This window comes from Brevibacterium limosum, from assembly GCF_011617705.1.
Classification (GTDB): Bacteria; Actinomycetota; Actinomycetes; order Actinomycetales; family Brevibacteriaceae; genus Brevibacterium; species Brevibacterium limosum.
On the sequence record NZ_CP050154.1, the window covers coordinates 641512 to 657581 of the forward strand.

Consider the following 16070-nt stretch of genomic DNA (forward strand, 5'->3'; position numbering starts at 1 on the left):
CGGTCGAAACGACGACCAACCGACACACTGATGGCCGGTGCCCAACTCAGGGCCCGGCCATCAGTATGTTCAACCCCGTCGTGCCCTATTGGCTGCTCGGCAGAAGGTCTGACGTGTACACGCACTCTGACCATTGCCCGGGTTTCACCAGGGCCCACTCGCCGAGGCGGTGCTGGTCAGTGACGCGAACTCTGCGTCGACTTCAGGAAGATGGCGCGGGCCAGGTCGTCGCGACGTTCGATGACCAACCGACGCAGAGCCGCGGGCGCATCGATGTTGGCCGCCAACCAGGCGTCGGTCTTCTCGACCACCGCCTCCTCGTCGACGGACCACCGCGGATAGAGACCGAGAACCAGGCGGCGGGCGATCTCAATGGAATTGTCCGTCCAGAATCCGAGCAGACCGTCGAAGTACTCATCGACATACTCCTCGATGAGCGGCAGCGCACTCGGCGCGATGAACCCGGCGATGATCGCCGACAGCACATCATTGCTCAGCGCGCCCGCCTCGCGGATGGCCTCCCACGCACGGATCTTGACGATCGGCAGAGGCAGCGCGGCACTGGCCGTCTCGGCATGGAGCCGACCCGAAGAGCTGGGATCAGAATGATTCTCCCGCGCGATATCCGTCTGATCCGCCCATCCGAGGCTCACGAGCGCGGTCAGCGCGTTCCACCGCAGCGCATGATCAATGATGAGACCGCGGAAGGGCAGCGACGCAGTCGAATGCTCGGCACCTCGACTCGCGCGAGCGCTGCCGGAAGCCTTCGCTGCCTGCCCCGACTGTCCCGCTTGCCCGGACCGACCAGTCTGCCCCGACTGCCCGGGAGCGTCGGGATACATCCGGTCGATCTCCTCGCCGACCGGCACCGTCAGGATCTGGCTGGCGAATCCACGCCCCATGGCCACCGCAGAACTGCCGGCCGCCCATCGTGCCGTCCGCGACGTCAGCGCCAACACCAGATTGGCCAGGTGCAGCTGCGCATCGGAGCCGGCTCTCGCCGCGGCCAACGCATCCAGCGCAGCTCCCAGCAGCCCCGTGATCGCGGCATCGAAATTCCGGTCCGCCACCCACTGATCGATGCAGGTCAGGGCGGTCTGGCTGAGCCCCGCCATGATCCCGGCGTGGCTCTCCTTGCCCAGGCTGCGGGCATAAGCGGTGAGGTACTTCTGCACCGGCATGAGCCCATCGCGCACGGCGTTGTCCAAGGCCGACCACACCAGCGCCCGCGACAGCGGGTCCGTGATCCGCGACGCCGAGGTGATCGCCGCCTCCATCGACTCCGGATCGAGGCGCACCCGAGCATAGTCCAGATCGTTGTAGTTGAGCAGAGTGATCACGCCGGCACTGCGACCGATCAGCTGCTCGACCTCCGCCGACTCGGTCGAGAACTCGAAACGGAAGGAATCGAGCGGGACGATTGCCCGCCCCGACCGCCCGAGCGTGGCGATCTCGATCGTATGCGGCCGCAACAGGGCCGTGCCCTCGGCCGAATCGGCCTGAGTGATCGTGGCACCCGTGACCTTCTCCGCCCCGGACCGTCGCCGAGGCGCCTGAACGCTGCGGTCCTCCCCGGTCCCGGCCTCGTGCTCGGCTTCGGTTGTCCCGTCGAAACTGTCGTCGACGGCATCCGGGCTGCGCAGCCTCGCTCCCGAGCTCGAAGCCACGAGCCTCCCGGCGCCTGCGCTCTGCGCGGCGACGTCGGAAGCGGTCGAAGTCCCCTCGTTCGAGACACCGGCCGACCCGGCGGAGGACCCAGCCGACCCCGCCGAGGACTCGGCCGACCCGGCGGAGGACTCGGTCGACCCCGCGGAGGAACCGACCGAGGACTCAGCCGAACCATCCGAGGTAGTGAGCTGCAGGGACAGCTCCGAGACTCCGGACGTCCCCAGCCACGCGGCCGCCCAGTTCGCGATGTCCCGGTCGGGAGCCGCCTCGGCGAGGCATTCGAGGAAATCCGCGAGCTCGGTGTTGCCGTACTCGAACCGTTTGAAGTACAGCCGCGATCCGGCGAAGAACGCCTCCCGGCCGACGAATGCGACGAGCTGCTTGAGCACGGACGCGCCCTTGGCGTACGTGATGCCGTCGAAATTGAGCTTCGCGGCCTCGACATCGGGGATGTCGGCGACGATCGGATGCGTCGTCGGGTACAGGTCCTGTGTGTACGCCCACGCCTTGCGACGCAGCGCGAAGGTCACCCAGCCATCGCTGAACCGGGTCGCCTCGGCGAGGGCCAGCCCACCCATGAAGTCGGCGAAAGACTCCTTGAGCCACAGGTCGTCCCACCACTTCATCGTGACGAGATCGCCGAACCACATGTGCGCCATCTCGTGCAGGATGACGTTGGCGCGTGACTCGTAGTTCGCGTCCGTGACCTTGTCGCGGAAGATCAGCGTGTCCGTGAACGTGACCAGGCCGGGGTTCTCCATCGCGCCGAGGTTGTACTCCGGCACGAAGATCTGATCGTACTTGCCCCATGGGTAGGGGTAGTCGAATTCGCTGGTGAAGAAGTCGAGGCCGGCCTTCGTGACGCCGAAGATATCGTCCGCATCGAGGTGTTCGACGAGACTCGCGCGCGTCCACGCACCCAGCTGCACGGTCTGCCCGGTGCGCGGATCCGTCCACTCGTCCGTCGCTCCTTCGTAGGGGCCGGCGGTGATGCAGGTGATGTAGCTCGACTGCTTGAGCGTCGGTTCGAAGTAGTGGGTGATCGCCGCCGGTGATTCGGATCCCGCTGCTTCGGATCCTGTCGACGTCGCTGCGTTGGATCCCGCCGAGGCGGCCCCTGCCGAGCCATCGGCCGGTTCCGTCCTCGTCGCGGACCGGTTCGACAGGACCTGGAAATGTGCGGGTGCTGTGACCGTGAAGACGAACTCGGCTTTGAGGTCGGGCTGGTCGAAGTTCGCGAACACTCGCCTGGCATCGGTGGGTTCGTACTGCGTATAGAGGTAGACCCTGCCGTCAGCGGGGTCGGTGAATCGGTGCAGTCCCTCGCCGGAGGTCGAATAGCGGGCCCGCGCTTCGATCGTCAGGGAATTGCGGCCGGCGCGGACAGGGAATGTGACGCGGGCACCGTCGAACACCTCGGCGGGGGAGAGGGACTGACCATTGACCTGCACGGAGGAGACGGAATCGGCGATGAGGTCGATGAATGTCGAATCGGCGAAACGAGCGGTGAAGTCGACGACAGTGCGCGAATAGTAGGTGTCGTCATCGGTCTCGGCGTTGCTGACATCGATATGAACCGTGTAGGCATCGACCTCGAGCAGCTGTGTCCGGCTCTGCGCTTCGTTCCGTGTGAGATTCGTTGTCATCAAATAGCCTCCTCGGCGCACAGACTTTAGCATGCCACATTTCCGGTACTCTGAGTACAGCACCAGCGAACGGCAGAGGGGACTGATGGCGGAGACTCGGGTCAGCGAACTGCCTCGGCGGGGGTTCAACGTCGTCGCCCACCGCTTGCGTCTGGGGCTCAAGCGGGTGTGGGTGAACTCTGGTCAGCTGATCCAGATCCCCATCGCCGCGACCGCCGCCTACGCCTTCTGCGTCTACGTGCTCGACCACCCATATCCGTTCCTCGCCGCGGTCGCCTCTGCCGTCGGCATCGGCCCCGTCGTCGACCGTCGCCTGCGCCGTGCCCTCGAAATCGGCATCGGGGCGACGTTCGGGGTGCTCGTGGGCGAGATACTCGTCAACCTCTACGGCACCGGCATCTGGCAGCTCGCCCTGACCCTGATCATCGGTCTGACCATCGGCACGATCCTCAACTCCGGCGGCATCTTCATCACCCAGATCGCCGTCCAATCCGTCTACGTCGTCGTGGTCCCTGCCACCGCCACCACTCAGCCGTTTCCGCGCACCCTCGACGCTCTGACCGGATCCGTGTGCGCGATTCTGCTGGCCCTGCTGATCCCGCGCGACGCACGAAAGGTTCCGCGGCGCCTGGCCGCGGACATGCTCGAAGAGGTCGACGCCGTCCTCAGGATGATGAAACGGGCCCTGCGCGATGCCGATGTGACGATGGCCGGCCGCGCCCTCGAACGTGCTCGTGAAACCCAGGACATCATCGACTCCTGGGGCTCATCGCTGCGGATCTCCCGGGAAGCCGCGAAGATCAATGCGCGTGCCCGCCGGCATGCCGCCGAGGTGACCCGGCTCTCCCGCGCCCATACCTTCTCCGACCGGGCGATGCGCACCATGCGGGTGATCGCCCGCCGCGTCGTGGGCGTCACCGAGCTCGGCGTCGACAAACCCGTCATCGCCGATTACGTCGGGTCCTTGGCTGACGGGGCGAAGAAGCTCGAGATCGCCTTGCGCCGTGGTACCGATCGCTCCCTCGCCGAGGCGGACCTGTCCGAGGCGGCGGGCGCGCTGGATCCGCGGGCGAAGTCCGATTGGGATATCCACGACGAGTCGATGGTCCTGCTCCTGCGGACAGTCGCCGTCGACTTGCTGCAGGCCGCTGGGCTCACGCGTGAGGAAGCCCAGTCGAGGCTTCCGCCGCTGGCCGAGAACGCCGATGACGACGACGGGCCGAGCGTCGAATAGCCGTCGAAACCGTTGTCGAATTGAGAGCCGGACGTCGAACGGGTCGGGCGTCGAACAGGCAGGGACCGAGGCAGTCAGCTGCTTTCGACGACGAAGACGGCGTTCGTGCCCGGTGCCAGAGCCGTGAAGCGATGAGGCTGATCGCCCGGGTGGGTGAGGTAGTCGCCGACACTCAGGTCGTAGGACTTCCCGAGCACCTCGATGCGTGCGGCCCCGCGGCCGAGGATGACATGTTCGATCGTGCCCTGAGGGTGCGGCTGCGACTCTCGCGGTTCGCCGGGTTCGGCCTGAATGAAGTAGACGTCTCGTCGAGCATTCGTCGGCGACGGCGAGATCAGGGTGGCCACATAGTTCGCCGTCGTCGAGGGCAGGCTCGGCATATCGCCGACGTGCTGCAGCGCCACCTCGTGCGGGGGAGGGTCGAGCAGGCGAGCGAGAGGGATGTCGAGGGCGGCGGCCAGCGCCCACATCGTCTCCAGGCTCGGATTGCCGCTGCCGGTTTCGAGCCCGGACATCGTCGACTTGCCGATGCCGGCCCGCCGAGCGACCTCCGACAAAGTCAGCCCGGCCCGCAGTCGTTCGCGCTTCAGCGCCGCCGCGATCTGCTGACTCGGCGAGAGCGCAGTGCCGGAGGCAGAGTGGCCGGAACCGGAAGTGGAGTGGCCGGAACCGGAAGCGCTGGAACCGGATGCACCGGAAGCGGACGAGCCGGCCTCATCGCCGGCTTGCCCGTCGACTGCCTCGGCAGGCGAATCGGGGTCGGAACCGCCCTGTGAGTCGTTCAGCGAATCAACGTTGCTTCGAGAAGTCATGAGTTCACTATAGCGGGTAGACTGTTCGGGTTGACGAACGATCGCCGAGAGTGCACTGTATAGAACATGGGTTCATTATTTCGCACGGATGAGCGGAAGCCTCGAGCCGAACGGGTTCTCCCCGGTTCGACGTATCGTGCGGTCGCCATCGTCACCATCACGATCATCGCAGTCGCGCTCTCGTACGGGGCGATCTCCGCGGTCTCCGGCTTCGCCTGGTGGCAGACGCTGCTGCTGGCGATGTTCGCCCTCGGCGGCGCCGCCGAATTCACCTTCGTCGGCGTCATCGCCGCCGGCGGTGCCCCGATCCTCGCCGTGCTCGCAGGACTCCTCGTCAACTCCCGGAACTTCGCCTTCGGCGTTGCCGTCGGCCCCTTCTTCCCGCAGGACTGGCGAGCACTCATCGCCTCCCACTGGATCAACGATGAATCCACCGCGATCTCGCGCATCGGGCACAACGACCGCGCGAAGTGGCACGCGTTCCTGCTCATGGGAGCCGCGATCGCGATCATGTGGCCCGGCGGTGCCATGGTCGGACAGTGGCTGGGCAATGTCATCAACGCGGACCTGCTCGGTCTCGATGCGGCCTTCCCGATCATCCTCTTCTGCCTCATCCGCGGGGATCTGAAGAATCGAGTCACGCTCTCGCTGACCGTCATCGGCATCCTCGTCGCCGTGGGCCTGACTCCGCTGCTGCCGCTCGGATTGGGGGCAGTGACCTCGCTGTCCGTCTTCGTCTTCGTCGCAGCCGGATGGGGTGTGCGCTCATTCATCCGTCGCCGCTCCGGTGGTGCTGGTGCATTCGCAGACACTGCTGACGCAGACAGAGCCGGTGCCGGCAGCGTTGCCGCAGACGAACACTCGCAATCCACGACTCCAGGGGAAGGACACCGATGAGCGCCCTCAGCTTCCTCATCGCACTGGCGGGGCTGAGCCTCGGAACCTATCTCATGCGCTTCGCCGGGGTGAAAGTCGGAGCCGCCATCGCGACGAAGGGGCGTCGACGCATCCCGTCGACCGCCTCGGCGGGGGTGGACGGACACGAGGAGAACCGCGCAGTCGGCGTCGGAGGAGACCCCGGCGAATCCACCGCACCTGCCGACTCGACCGAGCGTGTGACGATGTGGATGGACCGGGCCACGGTCGTGCTCATCGGCGCCGTCTTCGCGACGACCGCGATCTTCGACGGGAAGGACATCGCCGACCCGGCACGCCTCCTCGGGGTCGGGGCGGGCGTGCTCGCCGCGATCCTGCGCGTGCCGATGCTGCTCGCCGTGGTCATCGGCATGGCCGTGTGCGCACTCATCCGCACGACAGGGGTCCTCTGAGCCGATGGGAGCGTCCGTCCCCGAATTCGGGACAGCTCCCGCGCACTGAGAAAGCCGTGGGACGCGGGTGGGCAATTGCCGAGGATCTGCGGCCCGGAACTGCCCCGAAAGCACGAGATTGCTAGGCTGGGACCATGGAATACATTGCGGGCTTTCAGCGTCTCGTCTTTCTTGCCCTGACGGTGGCCGCATTCATCGTCCAGCTCTGGGCGTTCATCGACTGCCTCCGCTTCAAGGACGAGAACTACCGCGCCGTGGACAAACAGAGCAAGAAGTTCTGGGTCATCCTCCTCGGCGTCGGACTCGCGCTCGCCCTCATCGCCCTGCCTCCGATGGGCATGAGCATGATCTTCCTCAACATCATCGCCCTCGTCGCGGGCATCGTCTACCTCACCGACGTACGCCCGAAGATCCGTGCCGTCGACCCCCGCTACCGCAACCGCTGACGCGCCGGACCGTTCGAGCACCCTCCCCGCATGAGCACACCCAACGCATGAGCACAGACCTCAACCTGCCGGGTCCCGAATCCGGCTTCATCGCCACGTTCGGAACCGGTGAACCGCACACCCTCTTCGGCCACGGATTCGCCGGCGCGATCCGCGACACCCGCCCCTTCGGCACCGGCATCACCGGCACCCGCCACTTTCTCCATCTGCCTGGCCACGGCGGCCGCCCCTCACCCGGCCCCGGATGGACCTACCCGCACATCGCCGAGGTGCTCGCCGACGCCGTTGCCGCCACCTCGGCGAGCCGGGCACTGGGCGTCTCGATGTCCGCAGGCGGACTCCTCCACCTGCTGAGCATCGCCCACCCCGTGACTCGCGGCCTCGACAAGGTCGCCCTCGTCCTCCCCGCCTCCTTCACCGGATTCCCCGCCGAGGTGGCCGTCGCCAACCGCTCCTACCTGGATCGACTGCAGGGTCTGGTCGCGAATGAGGACATCGACGGAATCGTCGGGCTCATGCTCTCCCGCGAACCCGCCGAGGTGGCCCAGATGCTGCCCGCGCAGGCGTGGACGAAGGCGAAAGCCGAGAACCTCGTCCGCACCGACATGTCCGACGGACTCGGACTCGCCCTCGAAATCGCCGTCGCGGACACCGCCGAGGCCGCCGAGAATCTGCGCTCCTTCCCCGGCGACGTCCTCGTGCTCACCCACGAAGACGACCCGGCGCATCCTGTCGCCGTCGCCGAGGGCATCCACCGTGCGATTCCGAGCTCCCGCCTCGAGGTGCTTCCCGCCGGATCGATCCTGTGGCGCGGACGACACGTCGTTCGGCGCATCCTCGGTGAGTTCTTCGGCTAGGCACGTGACCGAGGTCGTTGGCTAGACTGTCTCCGTGCGCATCTCTGTCCTCTCCCTCCACACCTCGCCCGCCGCCCAGCCCGGCCAGGGCGACGCCGGAGGAATGAACGTCTACGTCGACCAGTCCGTGCGCGCGCTCGCCGCGGCCGGACACCGGGTCGACGTGTTCACCGCCGACCCGGGCGGCCCCGACGGCATGGGAGGCAGCGAAGGTGGGGGCGCCGACGGATCGAGCGCCGACCCCGACCCCGACGCCGACGCAGGCGCGGGTGCGAAGCTGCAGATCACCGATTCCATCACCCTCCACCATCTGCCGGTCGGTGCGACGACGAAGGATGAGCTCGCCGATGCGATCGACGCGCTCGCCGAAATGCTCAACGACCATCCCGACTTCCGCGTTGCCGATTTCATCTGGACCCACTATTGGATCTCCGCCGAGGCGGCCCTGCGCGCCCGCGAAACGACCCTCGCCATCGGCGCCGGCTCCACCGGCCCGGTGATCGGAGACGAGCGGCCGGTCCGTGCACCGATTGCGGTGAGCATGCACACGATCGGCGCCGTCAAGAACCGTGATTCGGAGACCAGCCACGAACGACCCCAACGACTCGACGCCGAAGAGCGCATCGCCGCCGAGGCGGACCTGCTCGTCGCGGCCACCCCCGCCGAACGCCGCGACCTCATCACCGAACTCCACACCGACCCCGACTCGGTCGTCGTCGCCCGACCCGGTGTCGACCACTCGCTCTACACACCGGATTCGCAGTCGGCGGCACGCGCACGTCTGGGATTTGCCGAGGACGAGGCGATCGTCCTCTACGTCGGGCGGATGCAGTTCATCAAAGGCACGGACGTCGCCGTCGATGCCCTGGCCGAATTGCGGGAACGCAACCCGCACCTGGCTTCTCGCACTCGCGGAATCCTCCTCGGTGCGGCCTCGGGGGTCGCTGTTGACGGGGCCGGCGGAGCGTTCCCACCCTCTTCGACGTATCTGCGGGAACTGACCGCTGCGATCGCGAACGAACCCAGCGTCGAGGTCCGCCCGCCCGTCCCCTCCCACATCCTCGTCGACTACTACCGCGCCGCGGACGTGCTCATCGTGCCCTCCCGCAGCGAATCCTTCGGACTCGTCGCCGCCGAAGCGGCGTCCTCAGGTCTGCCGGCGATCGCCTCGGCGGTGGGGGGACTGCCCGAGATCGTCGAACACGGACATTCGGGACTGCTCATCGCCGACCACAACCCGCATCACTGGGCGACGGCGATCGAAACCCTGCTCAATGACACGGATCTGCTGGCCGAACTCGCCGGCCACGCCGTCGACCGTGCCGAACGCTTCGATTGGGGCCGGACCGTCGCGGCCGCCCTCGACGCACTGCCGGACATCTCCGGTGCCTCAGCACGGGAGTCGGAAGCGCTCGGAGCGTGCTGAGACGCTAGAGTCGGCGGTGAGCATGAGAGCCGAGCGAAAGGCGTGAGAGCATGAGCACCGACACCGAGACGATCCTGGCCGGAGTGCGCGCCTGGGCCGAGGACAACGACGTTCCAGTCGACTCGATCGAGGACTCGGAGATCGTCGTGACTCTGCCGGGGGAGAAGAAGCTCAAGACGAATGTCGCGGTCAGCGTCTTCGCTCGCACCGCTCACCTGCAGGCGTTCGTCATCCGTCATCCCGATGAGAACTCGGCCGAATTCAATCGGTGGCTGCTGCAGAAGAATCTCAAGCCCGGGCCGGTGGCATTCGCGGTCGACAGCCTCGGCGATGTCTATCTGCGGGCTAGCGTGCCGCGTGAATATCTGCTCGATGAGCTCGACGGACTGCTCGGGGCGATGCTCGCCGCGGCGGATTCGTCGTTCAACGAACTCCTCCTCATCGGATTCCTCACCGGGATGAAGAAGGAATGGGCCTGGCGGGTCGGTCGAGGCGAGTCGACGCGCAACCTCGCCGCCTTCGAGAAGGTGCTCAGCGGAGACGACAACGAATTCCTCGGCACCTTCGGCGAGGCCGACGCCGAACCTCCGGCGGTGTCGGCCGATCGGGAGAGTGAGTCGGCTGGGCAGGCGAGTCGGGCGCCCGGGCAATCAGGCGCGAGACTTGAGCAGGTGAGTGAGGCGCCCGGTCAGGGCGCTTCGGATGCCTCCGCCGACGATCAGCGCCGAGGCCCGCGCCGATGAGTGCGGAGACGTCCAAGCCGACGACTGTCGATGGGTACATTGCATCATTCGACGACGAGCGGCACCGCCTCTTCCTTGCGAAGCTGCGCGAACTCAGTCTTGCCGCGGCCCCGCAGGCCGAGGAGAGCCTCAAATGGGGCAGTCCCGCCTACGCTCTCGGCTCGATCCTGTTCGTGTTCGCCGGGTACAAGAAGCACGCGAACTTCGTCTTCACCCCCAGCACCAAAGAAGCCTTCGCCGACCATCTGCAGGACTTCGACACCGGAAAGGGCTCGATCAAGCTGCCCTATGACGAAGAGATTCCGGTCGAGCTGCTGACCGCGATGATCGCCCATCGGATCCGCGAATTCGTCGTTGACGGAGTGAAGTGGATGTGAAGCCGAACCAGGTTCAGGTCAGCGGGAGCTTCATTCCCTCATGGCTGGCGACATAGCCGAGTCGGGCATAGAAACGCCGTGCGTCGGTGCGTGATCTGTCGGTTGTGAGCTGAGCGAGTCCGGCGCCGAAGCGACGTCCGCATTCGTGAGCCCACTCGAAGACCGCTGTGCCGAGTCCGATGCCCTGGGCCGCGGCACCGATTCGCACCGCTTCGATCTGCAGCCGGAGCGTGCCGCGGCGAGACAGGCTGGGAAGCAGGCTCAGCTGCAGGGTCCCGACGACGGTCGAAGCATCGTCGGTCTGATTCTGGTTCGCGACTTCGGCGACGGCGACGAGGAGCTGATTGGGATCGGCGGCGATGAGTGCGAAGGCGCGGGCATAAGGGTCCGCCTCCTCGGCGTCGGTGGTTGCAGTGTCGCCGGCGGCGGGTGCGGAACCGGCTGCGGCCCCGCCCGCACGGCCGACGATCTCAGCGCCTTTCTCGCGGGTGGCGCCGAGGACGTCATCACGCAGCAGTGCGACGAGGGCGGAGACATCGGACTCGCCGGCGCGGCGGATGATGAACGTCCGACCAGCCAGCTCCACGGTCTCCGGGGCGAATCCGTCGAAGCCTCGGCCCGCGGACTCCTCGGCGGTCATCGGCTCGTGGCCCCACCGGATGACGCATCGGCGACTGCAGGCTCACGGTCGGACGCATCGACCGGCGGCTTGCCGTACGGGCGGCGGGCGAAGATCGAGGCCAACAGGGCGCCGGAGACGTTGTGCCACACGCTGAAGACCGCTCCGGGCAGTGCCGCCAGCGGCGAGAAGTACGTGGTGGCCAAGGTCGATGCCAGTCCGGAGTTCTGAAGCCCGACCTCGAAGGACAGGGCGCGACGCGTCGGAGTGTCGAGGCGGCAGGCCGCGGCCACACCATAGCCGACGCCGAGCCCGAGCAGGTTGTGCGTGACGACCGCCAGCAGCACGAGCACGCCGGCGGTGGCGATCGAATCGGCCGAACCGGCGACGACGATCGCGACGATATAGGCGATGGCGATCGAGGCCAGCCACGGCAGCACCGGCGAGATCCTGTCGATGAGCTTCGACGCGAACACGCGGACGATGACACCGACGATGACCGGCACGAGCACTGTCTGGCAGATCGAGACGAACATCGACCAGAACGGCACATCCATGTACGAACCGGCCAACCACAGAGTCAGCAGCGGGGTGAGCACGGGAGCGCACAGCGTCGACAGAGTCGTGATCGACACCGACAATGCCGTATCGCCCTTCGACAGATAGGTCACGACGTTCGACGCGGTGCCGCCGGGAGCGCAGCCGACGAGGATGACGCCGACAGCGATCTCGGGCGGAAGCGAGTAGACGGTCACGACGAGGAGGCCGAGCAGCGGCATCGCCACGAACTGAGTGACGACGCCGAGCACCGCGATCCACGGCCGTTTCGCGATGCGAGCGAAGTCCGGCAGGGTCAGCGTCAGGCCCATGAAGAACATGACCACACCGAGCGCCCATGTGATCGACGGCGCCAGAGGAGTGAAGGCGTCGGGCAGCAGGAACCCGAGCACTCCGGCGATGACGACGAGGACCGGCAGAGCCGTGACGGCGATGATCGAACTGCGGTCGGCCGCAGGAGCGGCATTGCCCCCGGAAGCCTGGTGTGCTGGCGTGTGTGACATGCGTCCAGGCTACGCCGACCATTTTGTCATTCGAGACACATAGCCGGATCGTGAGACTGGGCCATAGACCCGGCGCGAGCCCGTCGCAGCCCCGGCCCAAGCCCGCCGCAGCGGCGGTGCATCGACAGCGCCTTGTGCATGGACCGTGCCTTGGGTATCGACCGTGCGTTGTGTGTGCATGGACCACCTCGACGACGGTCGGCGGCGAACCCATCTGAGCGATCGTGCCAAAATGGAGCCATGACGTATAACCTCATCCTGCTGCGCCACGGCGAGAGCGAATGGAACCAGAAGAATCTGTTCACCGGATGGGTCGACGTGACCCTGACCGACAAGGGCCGTGCCGAAGGCGAACGCGCCGGTGAGCTCCTGCGCGAGCAGAGCCTCATCCCCGATGTCGTCTACACCTCGCGACTCAAGCGCGCGATCCTCACCGCGAACATCGCGCTCGAAGCCGCCGACCTGTCCTGGCTCGACGTCCACCGCAGCTGGCGCCTCAACGAACGTCACTACGGCGCCCTGCAGGGCAAGAACAAGAAGGAGATCCGCGACGAGTTCGGCGAAGAGCAGTTCATGATCTGGCGCCGCTCCTTCGACACTCCGCCGCCGGCCCTGGCCGACAGCTCGGAATTCTCACAGGCCGGTGAAGCCCGCTACGCCAACCTCGGTGACTCGATGCCCCGCACCGAATGCCTCGCCGACGTCATCGACCGCCTCCTGCCCTACTGGTACGACACCCTCGTGCCTGAACTCACCGTCGGCAAGACCGTGCTCGTGGCCGCCCACGGCAACTCGCTGCGCGCACTGGTCAAGCACCTCGACGGGATCTCCGACGCCGACATCACGGGACTGAACATCCCCACCGGCATCCCGCTGCACTACGAACTCACCGAGGAATTCACCCCGGTCACCCCCGGCGGAACCTACCTCGACCCCGAGGCGGCTGCAGCAGCCATCGGGCAGGTCGCCAACCAGGGACGCTGAGCCTCGGTCCGGACTCATGCGCTGATCGTGTCGGCCTTCCCGGCGATCGCCTTCATCTCCTCGAGCAGAAAGGCGATCGCGGGGGAGGCAGACATCGACTTCCGCCACACCAGCGAGATCGTGCGGGCAATGCTCGGATCGTCCAGCGGCACCGCCACGACATCGGCCGGCAGGTGCGGCCTGCCCAGCCGCGGCACCAGCGCCAACGCCCCGACGGAACGGACGAACTCGATCTGCGTGTCGTATTCGATGGCCCAGTAGTCGATTCTCGGCTTGCTGTGCAGCTCCTCGAACAGCGCCGTCAGCCACCGATGGCACACGGCATTGCGTGGAGCCGAAACGAACATCTCACCGAGCAGATCGCTGCGGGGCACCTCGGCGCTGGCGGCCAGACGATGGTCGCGATGCATGACGATATCGGCCCGATCCACAGCGATCCGCTCCGAGATCAGAGTCGCAGGCAGGTGCAGTGAGGACGAATCCCAGCCGAAGATGAGCGAGGCGTCGATTCTGCCGGCCGAGACCATTTCGATGAGCTCATCCGGCTCCTCCTCGAAGTTCGACACCGTCAATTCCGGCGCCGAGGCGGCCAACCGCGGCAGCGCGGGCACGAGCAGTCCGCGGATCCCCGTTGAGAACCCGCCGACCGTGATCCGTCCCCGCGGCTCACCCGATTGGGCGCGGGCCGCGGTCTCAAGACTCTCCAGCTCCTCCAGCAGGCCGGCCCCGCGCCGACTGAGCTCCCGCCCCATCGGAGTCAGCGCAATGCCGCGGCCCGTGCGCTCGGTCACCGGCGCACCGAGGTAGCGCGAGAGCTTCTGGAGCTGATGGCTCACGGCCGCCGGCGTGTACCCCAGGGACTCGGCCGTCGCCGTGACCGAACCGAGCGAATCGAGGGCGACGAGGGTGCGGAGCGCAACAGTATCGATCATCAAATTATCTTAATGAAACAATGGATAGACTTTCAATGGAAATTTGACGACGCAACTGGAATGCTGGAGCCATGCGCCCGGTCCACTACATGCTCGCTCTCCTCGTCGTCGTTCTCTGGGGCGTCAACTTCATCTTCATCGACTTCGGTCTGCGCGACTGGCCGCCGCTGCTCCTCGTCGCCGCTCGCTTCACCTTCGTCGTGGTGCCCGCGATCTTCTTCGTCCGCTTTCCCCGCGGCTCCTTCGGCCGCATCCTCCTCATCGGCACCTTCATGTCGGCCGGCCAATTCGGCCTTCTCTACACCTCCATGGCACTCGGACTGCCCGCCGGCCTGACCTCGATCGTCATCCAGATCCAAGCCGCGTTCACCGTCATCGTCGCGGCCCTCGTGCTGCACGAGATCCCGAGTCGCCGCCAGATCATCGGCATCCTCATCGGGCTCGTCGGCCTGGCCGTCATCGGTCTGAGTCTGCAGGCCTCCGTGCCGATCGTCGCGTTCCTCGTCGCCGTCGGCGCCGCCCTGTCCTGGGCGACGGGCAACGTCATCGCCCGCGGCGTCAAACCCGGGACGAACGGCGTGCAGATGACCGTGTGGTCGGCTCTCGTCGTCCCGATTCCGATGGTCGCACTGTCGACGCTCATCGACGGGCCCGCCGAGGTGGTCCACGCTCTCACTCACCCGACCTGGGGAGTCGTCGCCTCGGTCGTCTACACCGCCGGGCTGGCCTCGCTGGTCGGCTATGTCATCTGGAACTCGCTGCTCGCCCGCTTCCCGGCCTCCCAGGTGGCGCCGTTCTCGCTGCTCGTCCCACCGGTCGGAGTGATCTCCGCCTGGATCGTGCTCGGAGACCGGCCGAGCATCGCCGAACTCATCGGCGGAGTCCTGTTGCTCGTCGGAGTCGCCGTGACGACGGGAGTGTTCAAGACCCTGGCACGCGGCATCAGGAACGGGTCACTGAGGCGCCGAAGGGTCGTCGTGAGACAGACGCCGGAGGAGGTCTCGGCATCCAGCTGAGGTTCAGCCTGGCTGAGGTCCGGGCGGCTGAGGTCCAGGCGGCCTCCGGCTGCCGGGACCGAGACGCACGAAGCGCCCCGGCACCTGCTGTGCCGGGGCGCTTCGCTGGGTGTCTGCCGATTCGTGCTGGGGTCTCACTTCTTCGACAGGTAGGGTTCCCAGTTTCCGGTGAGCAGGTATTCGACCTTCTGCGACACCGACACCGCATGGTCACCGAAGCGCTCGTAGTAGCGGGAGAGCAGGGTGACATCGGCGATATGACGGGGAGCCAGCAAATCGGCCGGAACCTCGGCGAGCTTCGCGAACACGCTCAGGTGGAGCTCGTCGAGCTCCTCGTCGATGGCGTTGATCGTGGGCACATCGGACAGGCCGGGATTCGAGAGCAGACGCTGCGTCGCCTCGGCGATCTTCTCACCGGATTCACCCATCCGCGCGAACGTCGGTCCGAAGACATCGGGGATCGCGGACTCCGGATAGCGGATGCGCACCTGCTGAGCGATGTGACGGGCGAGGTCGCCCATCCGCTCGAGCGAGGACGACATCCGCAGCGAACCGATGACAGCGCGCAGATCCGCGGCCACCGGAGCCTGCAGGGCGAGCATCTCAGCGGCCTGCTGATCGAGGGTGAACTGCATATTGTCGATGACGGAGTCGGCCTCGATGACCTGCTCGGCCAGCTCGAGATCATTCGAATGCAGCGACTGATTGGCCAGGCTGATGGCCTCGAGGACCTTGGTGGACATGCCGACCAGCTGGGTGGCCAGATCGTCCAATTCGTTTCTGAAGACTTCGCGCATGAACTGCGGTTCCCTAACTCTTGATCGTGACAATCGGAGGTGACTGTCGGCGGTGCGTGGTGTCGGAGGGGTGCCGGCGCTTCCGGTCCGCGCCCTCGGCGGGGGAAAGCGGAGGGCAGGAACG

The 16070-nt window shown here is 66.5% G+C and carries 16 protein-coding genes; 10 read left to right on the plus strand and 6 right to left on the minus strand.

Annotation, left to right across the window (positions count from 1 at the left end; translation table 11 throughout):
* Positions 1–176: 176 nt before the first annotated feature.
* Positions 177–3314, minus strand: a complete 3138-nt coding sequence (pepN, locus tag GUY37_RS02785; protein ID WP_166821947.1) for an aminopeptidase N — start codon at positions 3312–3314, stop codon at positions 177–179.
* Positions 3315–3399: 85 nt separating this feature from the next.
* Here pepN and GUY37_RS02790 point away from each other — a divergent pair, with 85 nt between their 5' ends.
* Positions 3400–4548, plus strand: a complete 1149-nt coding sequence (locus GUY37_RS02790) for an FUSC family protein (RefSeq protein ID WP_152346863.1) — start codon at positions 3400–3402, stop codon at positions 4546–4548.
* A 74-nt stretch (positions 4549–4622) separates the two neighbouring features.
* Here GUY37_RS02790 and GUY37_RS02795 read toward each other — a convergent pair whose 3' ends face one another.
* A complete protein-coding gene (locus tag GUY37_RS02795; RefSeq protein WP_166821950.1) occupies positions 4623–5360 on the minus strand; it encodes a helix-turn-helix domain-containing protein in 738 nt (245 codons plus the stop codon).
* 66 nt (positions 5361–5426) lie between these two features.
* Between GUY37_RS02795 and GUY37_RS02800 the strand changes: the two genes are divergently transcribed.
* From GUY37_RS02800 to GUY37_RS02830, 7 genes are all read left to right on the plus strand, one after another.
* On the plus strand, positions 5427–6257 hold the full coding sequence (locus GUY37_RS02800) for an AzlC family ABC transporter permease (RefSeq protein ID WP_166821953.1): 831 nt from the start codon (positions 5427–5429) through the stop codon (positions 6255–6257).
* Positions 6254–6688 (plus strand): AzlD domain-containing protein, encoded by a 435-nt coding sequence (locus GUY37_RS02805; RefSeq protein ID WP_166821956.1) that lies wholly within the window; start codon positions 6254–6256, stop codon positions 6686–6688. The genes GUY37_RS02800 and GUY37_RS02805 overlap by 4 nt, the downstream gene beginning before the upstream one ends.
* 134 nt (positions 6689–6822) lie before the next feature.
* A complete protein-coding gene (locus GUY37_RS02810) occupies positions 6823–7134 on the plus strand; it encodes a DUF2516 family protein (protein WP_166821959.1) in 312 nt (103 codons plus the stop codon).
* A gap of 47 nt (positions 7135–7181) precedes the next feature.
* Positions 7182–7991, plus strand: coding sequence for an alpha/beta fold hydrolase (locus GUY37_RS02815; protein ID WP_166821962.1), 810 nt, complete (start codon positions 7182–7184; stop codon positions 7989–7991).
* Between the two features lie 34 nt (positions 7992–8025).
* Positions 8026–9417, plus strand: coding sequence for a glycosyltransferase (locus GUY37_RS02820; RefSeq protein WP_228278324.1), 1392 nt, complete (start codon positions 8026–8028; stop codon positions 9415–9417).
* A 50-nt stretch (positions 9418–9467) separates the two neighbouring features.
* Positions 9468–10160 (plus strand): YbjN domain-containing protein, encoded by a 693-nt coding sequence (locus GUY37_RS02825; protein ID WP_166821965.1) that lies wholly within the window; start codon positions 9468–9470, stop codon positions 10158–10160.
* On the plus strand, positions 10157–10537 hold the full coding sequence (locus GUY37_RS02830) for an iron chaperone (RefSeq protein ID WP_166821968.1): 381 nt from the start codon (positions 10157–10159) through the stop codon (positions 10535–10537). The genes GUY37_RS02825 and GUY37_RS02830 overlap by 4 nt, the downstream gene beginning before the upstream one ends.
* Positions 10538–10550: 13 nt before the next feature.
* Here GUY37_RS02830 and GUY37_RS02835 read toward each other — a convergent pair whose 3' ends face one another.
* Complete coding sequence (locus tag GUY37_RS02835; protein ID WP_166821971.1) at positions 10551–11177, minus strand: GNAT family N-acetyltransferase; 627 nt, start codon at positions 11175–11177, stop codon at positions 10551–10553.
* Positions 11174–12217 (minus strand): bile acid:sodium symporter family protein, encoded by a 1044-nt coding sequence (locus tag GUY37_RS02840; protein ID WP_228278325.1) that lies wholly within the window; start codon positions 12215–12217, stop codon positions 11174–11176. Before GUY37_RS02840 ends, GUY37_RS02835 begins: the two co-directional genes overlap by 4 nt.
* A gap of 240 nt (positions 12218–12457) precedes the next feature.
* Between GUY37_RS02840 and GUY37_RS02845 the strand changes: the two genes are divergently transcribed.
* The gene (locus GUY37_RS02845) at positions 12458–13201 is read left to right on the plus strand and encodes a phosphoglyceromutase (protein WP_166821974.1); all 744 of its coding nucleotides are present in this window, start codon (positions 12458–12460) and stop codon (positions 13199–13201) included.
* Positions 13202–13215: 14 nt separating this feature from the next.
* Here GUY37_RS02845 and GUY37_RS02850 read toward each other — a convergent pair whose 3' ends face one another.
* Positions 13216–14133, minus strand: a complete 918-nt coding sequence (locus GUY37_RS02850; protein WP_166821977.1) for a LysR family transcriptional regulator — start codon at positions 14131–14133, stop codon at positions 13216–13218.
* A gap of 71 nt (positions 14134–14204) precedes the next feature.
* Between GUY37_RS02850 and GUY37_RS02855 the strand changes: the two genes are divergently transcribed.
* Positions 14205–15149, plus strand: a complete 945-nt coding sequence (locus tag GUY37_RS02855; RefSeq protein WP_166821980.1) for an EamA family transporter — start codon at positions 14205–14207, stop codon at positions 15147–15149.
* A gap of 134 nt (positions 15150–15283) precedes the next feature.
* Here the strand turns inward: GUY37_RS02855 and phoU are convergent, their stop codons facing one another.
* Positions 15284–15946, minus strand: a complete 663-nt coding sequence (phoU, locus tag GUY37_RS02860) for a phosphate signaling complex protein PhoU (protein WP_166821983.1) — start codon at positions 15944–15946, stop codon at positions 15284–15286.
* Between the last annotated feature and the right edge of the window lie 124 nt (positions 15947–16070).

Excerpts from the sequence above, each read along its gene's own strand:
- GUY37_RS02800 (WP_166821953.1), top strand. The coding sequence starts at position 5,427 with ATGGGTTCATTATTTCGCACGGATGAGCGGAAGCCTCGAGCCGAACGG.
- GUY37_RS02850 (WP_166821977.1), bottom strand. The coding sequence starts at position 14,133 with ATGATCGATACTGTTGCGCTCCGCACCCTCGTCGCCCTCGATTCGCTC.
- GUY37_RS02805 (WP_166821956.1), top strand. The coding sequence starts at position 6,254 with ATGAGCGCCCTCAGCTTCCTCATCGCACTGGCGGGGCTGAGCCTCGGA.
- GUY37_RS02835 (WP_166821971.1), bottom strand. The coding sequence starts at position 11,177 with ATGACCGCCGAGGAGTCCGCGGGCCGAGGCTTCGACGGATTCGCCCCG.
- GUY37_RS02790 (WP_152346863.1), top strand. The coding sequence starts at position 3,400 with ATGGCGGAGACTCGGGTCAGCGAACTGCCTCGGCGGGGGTTCAACGTC.
- GUY37_RS02815 (WP_166821962.1), top strand. The coding sequence starts at position 7,182 with ATGAGCACAGACCTCAACCTGCCGGGTCCCGAATCCGGCTTCATCGCC.
- GUY37_RS02845 (WP_166821974.1), top strand. The coding sequence starts at position 12,458 with ATGACGTATAACCTCATCCTGCTGCGCCACGGCGAGAGCGAATGGAAC.
- phoU (WP_166821983.1), bottom strand. The coding sequence starts at position 15,946 with ATGCGCGAAGTCTTCAGAAACGAATTGGACGATCTGGCCACCCAGCTG.
- GUY37_RS02810 (WP_166821959.1), top strand. The coding sequence starts at position 6,823 with ATGGAATACATTGCGGGCTTTCAGCGTCTCGTCTTTCTTGCCCTGACG.
- GUY37_RS02825 (WP_166821965.1), top strand. The coding sequence starts at position 9,468 with ATGAGCACCGACACCGAGACGATCCTGGCCGGAGTGCGCGCCTGGGCC.
- pepN (WP_166821947.1), bottom strand. The coding sequence starts at position 3,314 with ATGACAACGAATCTCACACGGAACGAAGCGCAGAGCCGGACACAGCTG.
- GUY37_RS02840 (WP_228278325.1), bottom strand. The coding sequence starts at position 12,217 with ATGTCACACACGCCAGCACACCAGGCTTCCGGGGGCAATGCCGCTCCT.
- GUY37_RS02830 (WP_166821968.1), top strand. The coding sequence starts at position 10,157 with ATGAGTGCGGAGACGTCCAAGCCGACGACTGTCGATGGGTACATTGCA.
- GUY37_RS02795 (WP_166821950.1), bottom strand. The coding sequence starts at position 5,360 with ATGACTTCTCGAAGCAACGTTGATTCGCTGAACGACTCACAGGGCGGT.
- GUY37_RS02855 (WP_166821980.1), top strand. The coding sequence starts at position 14,205 with ATGCGCCCGGTCCACTACATGCTCGCTCTCCTCGTCGTCGTTCTCTGG.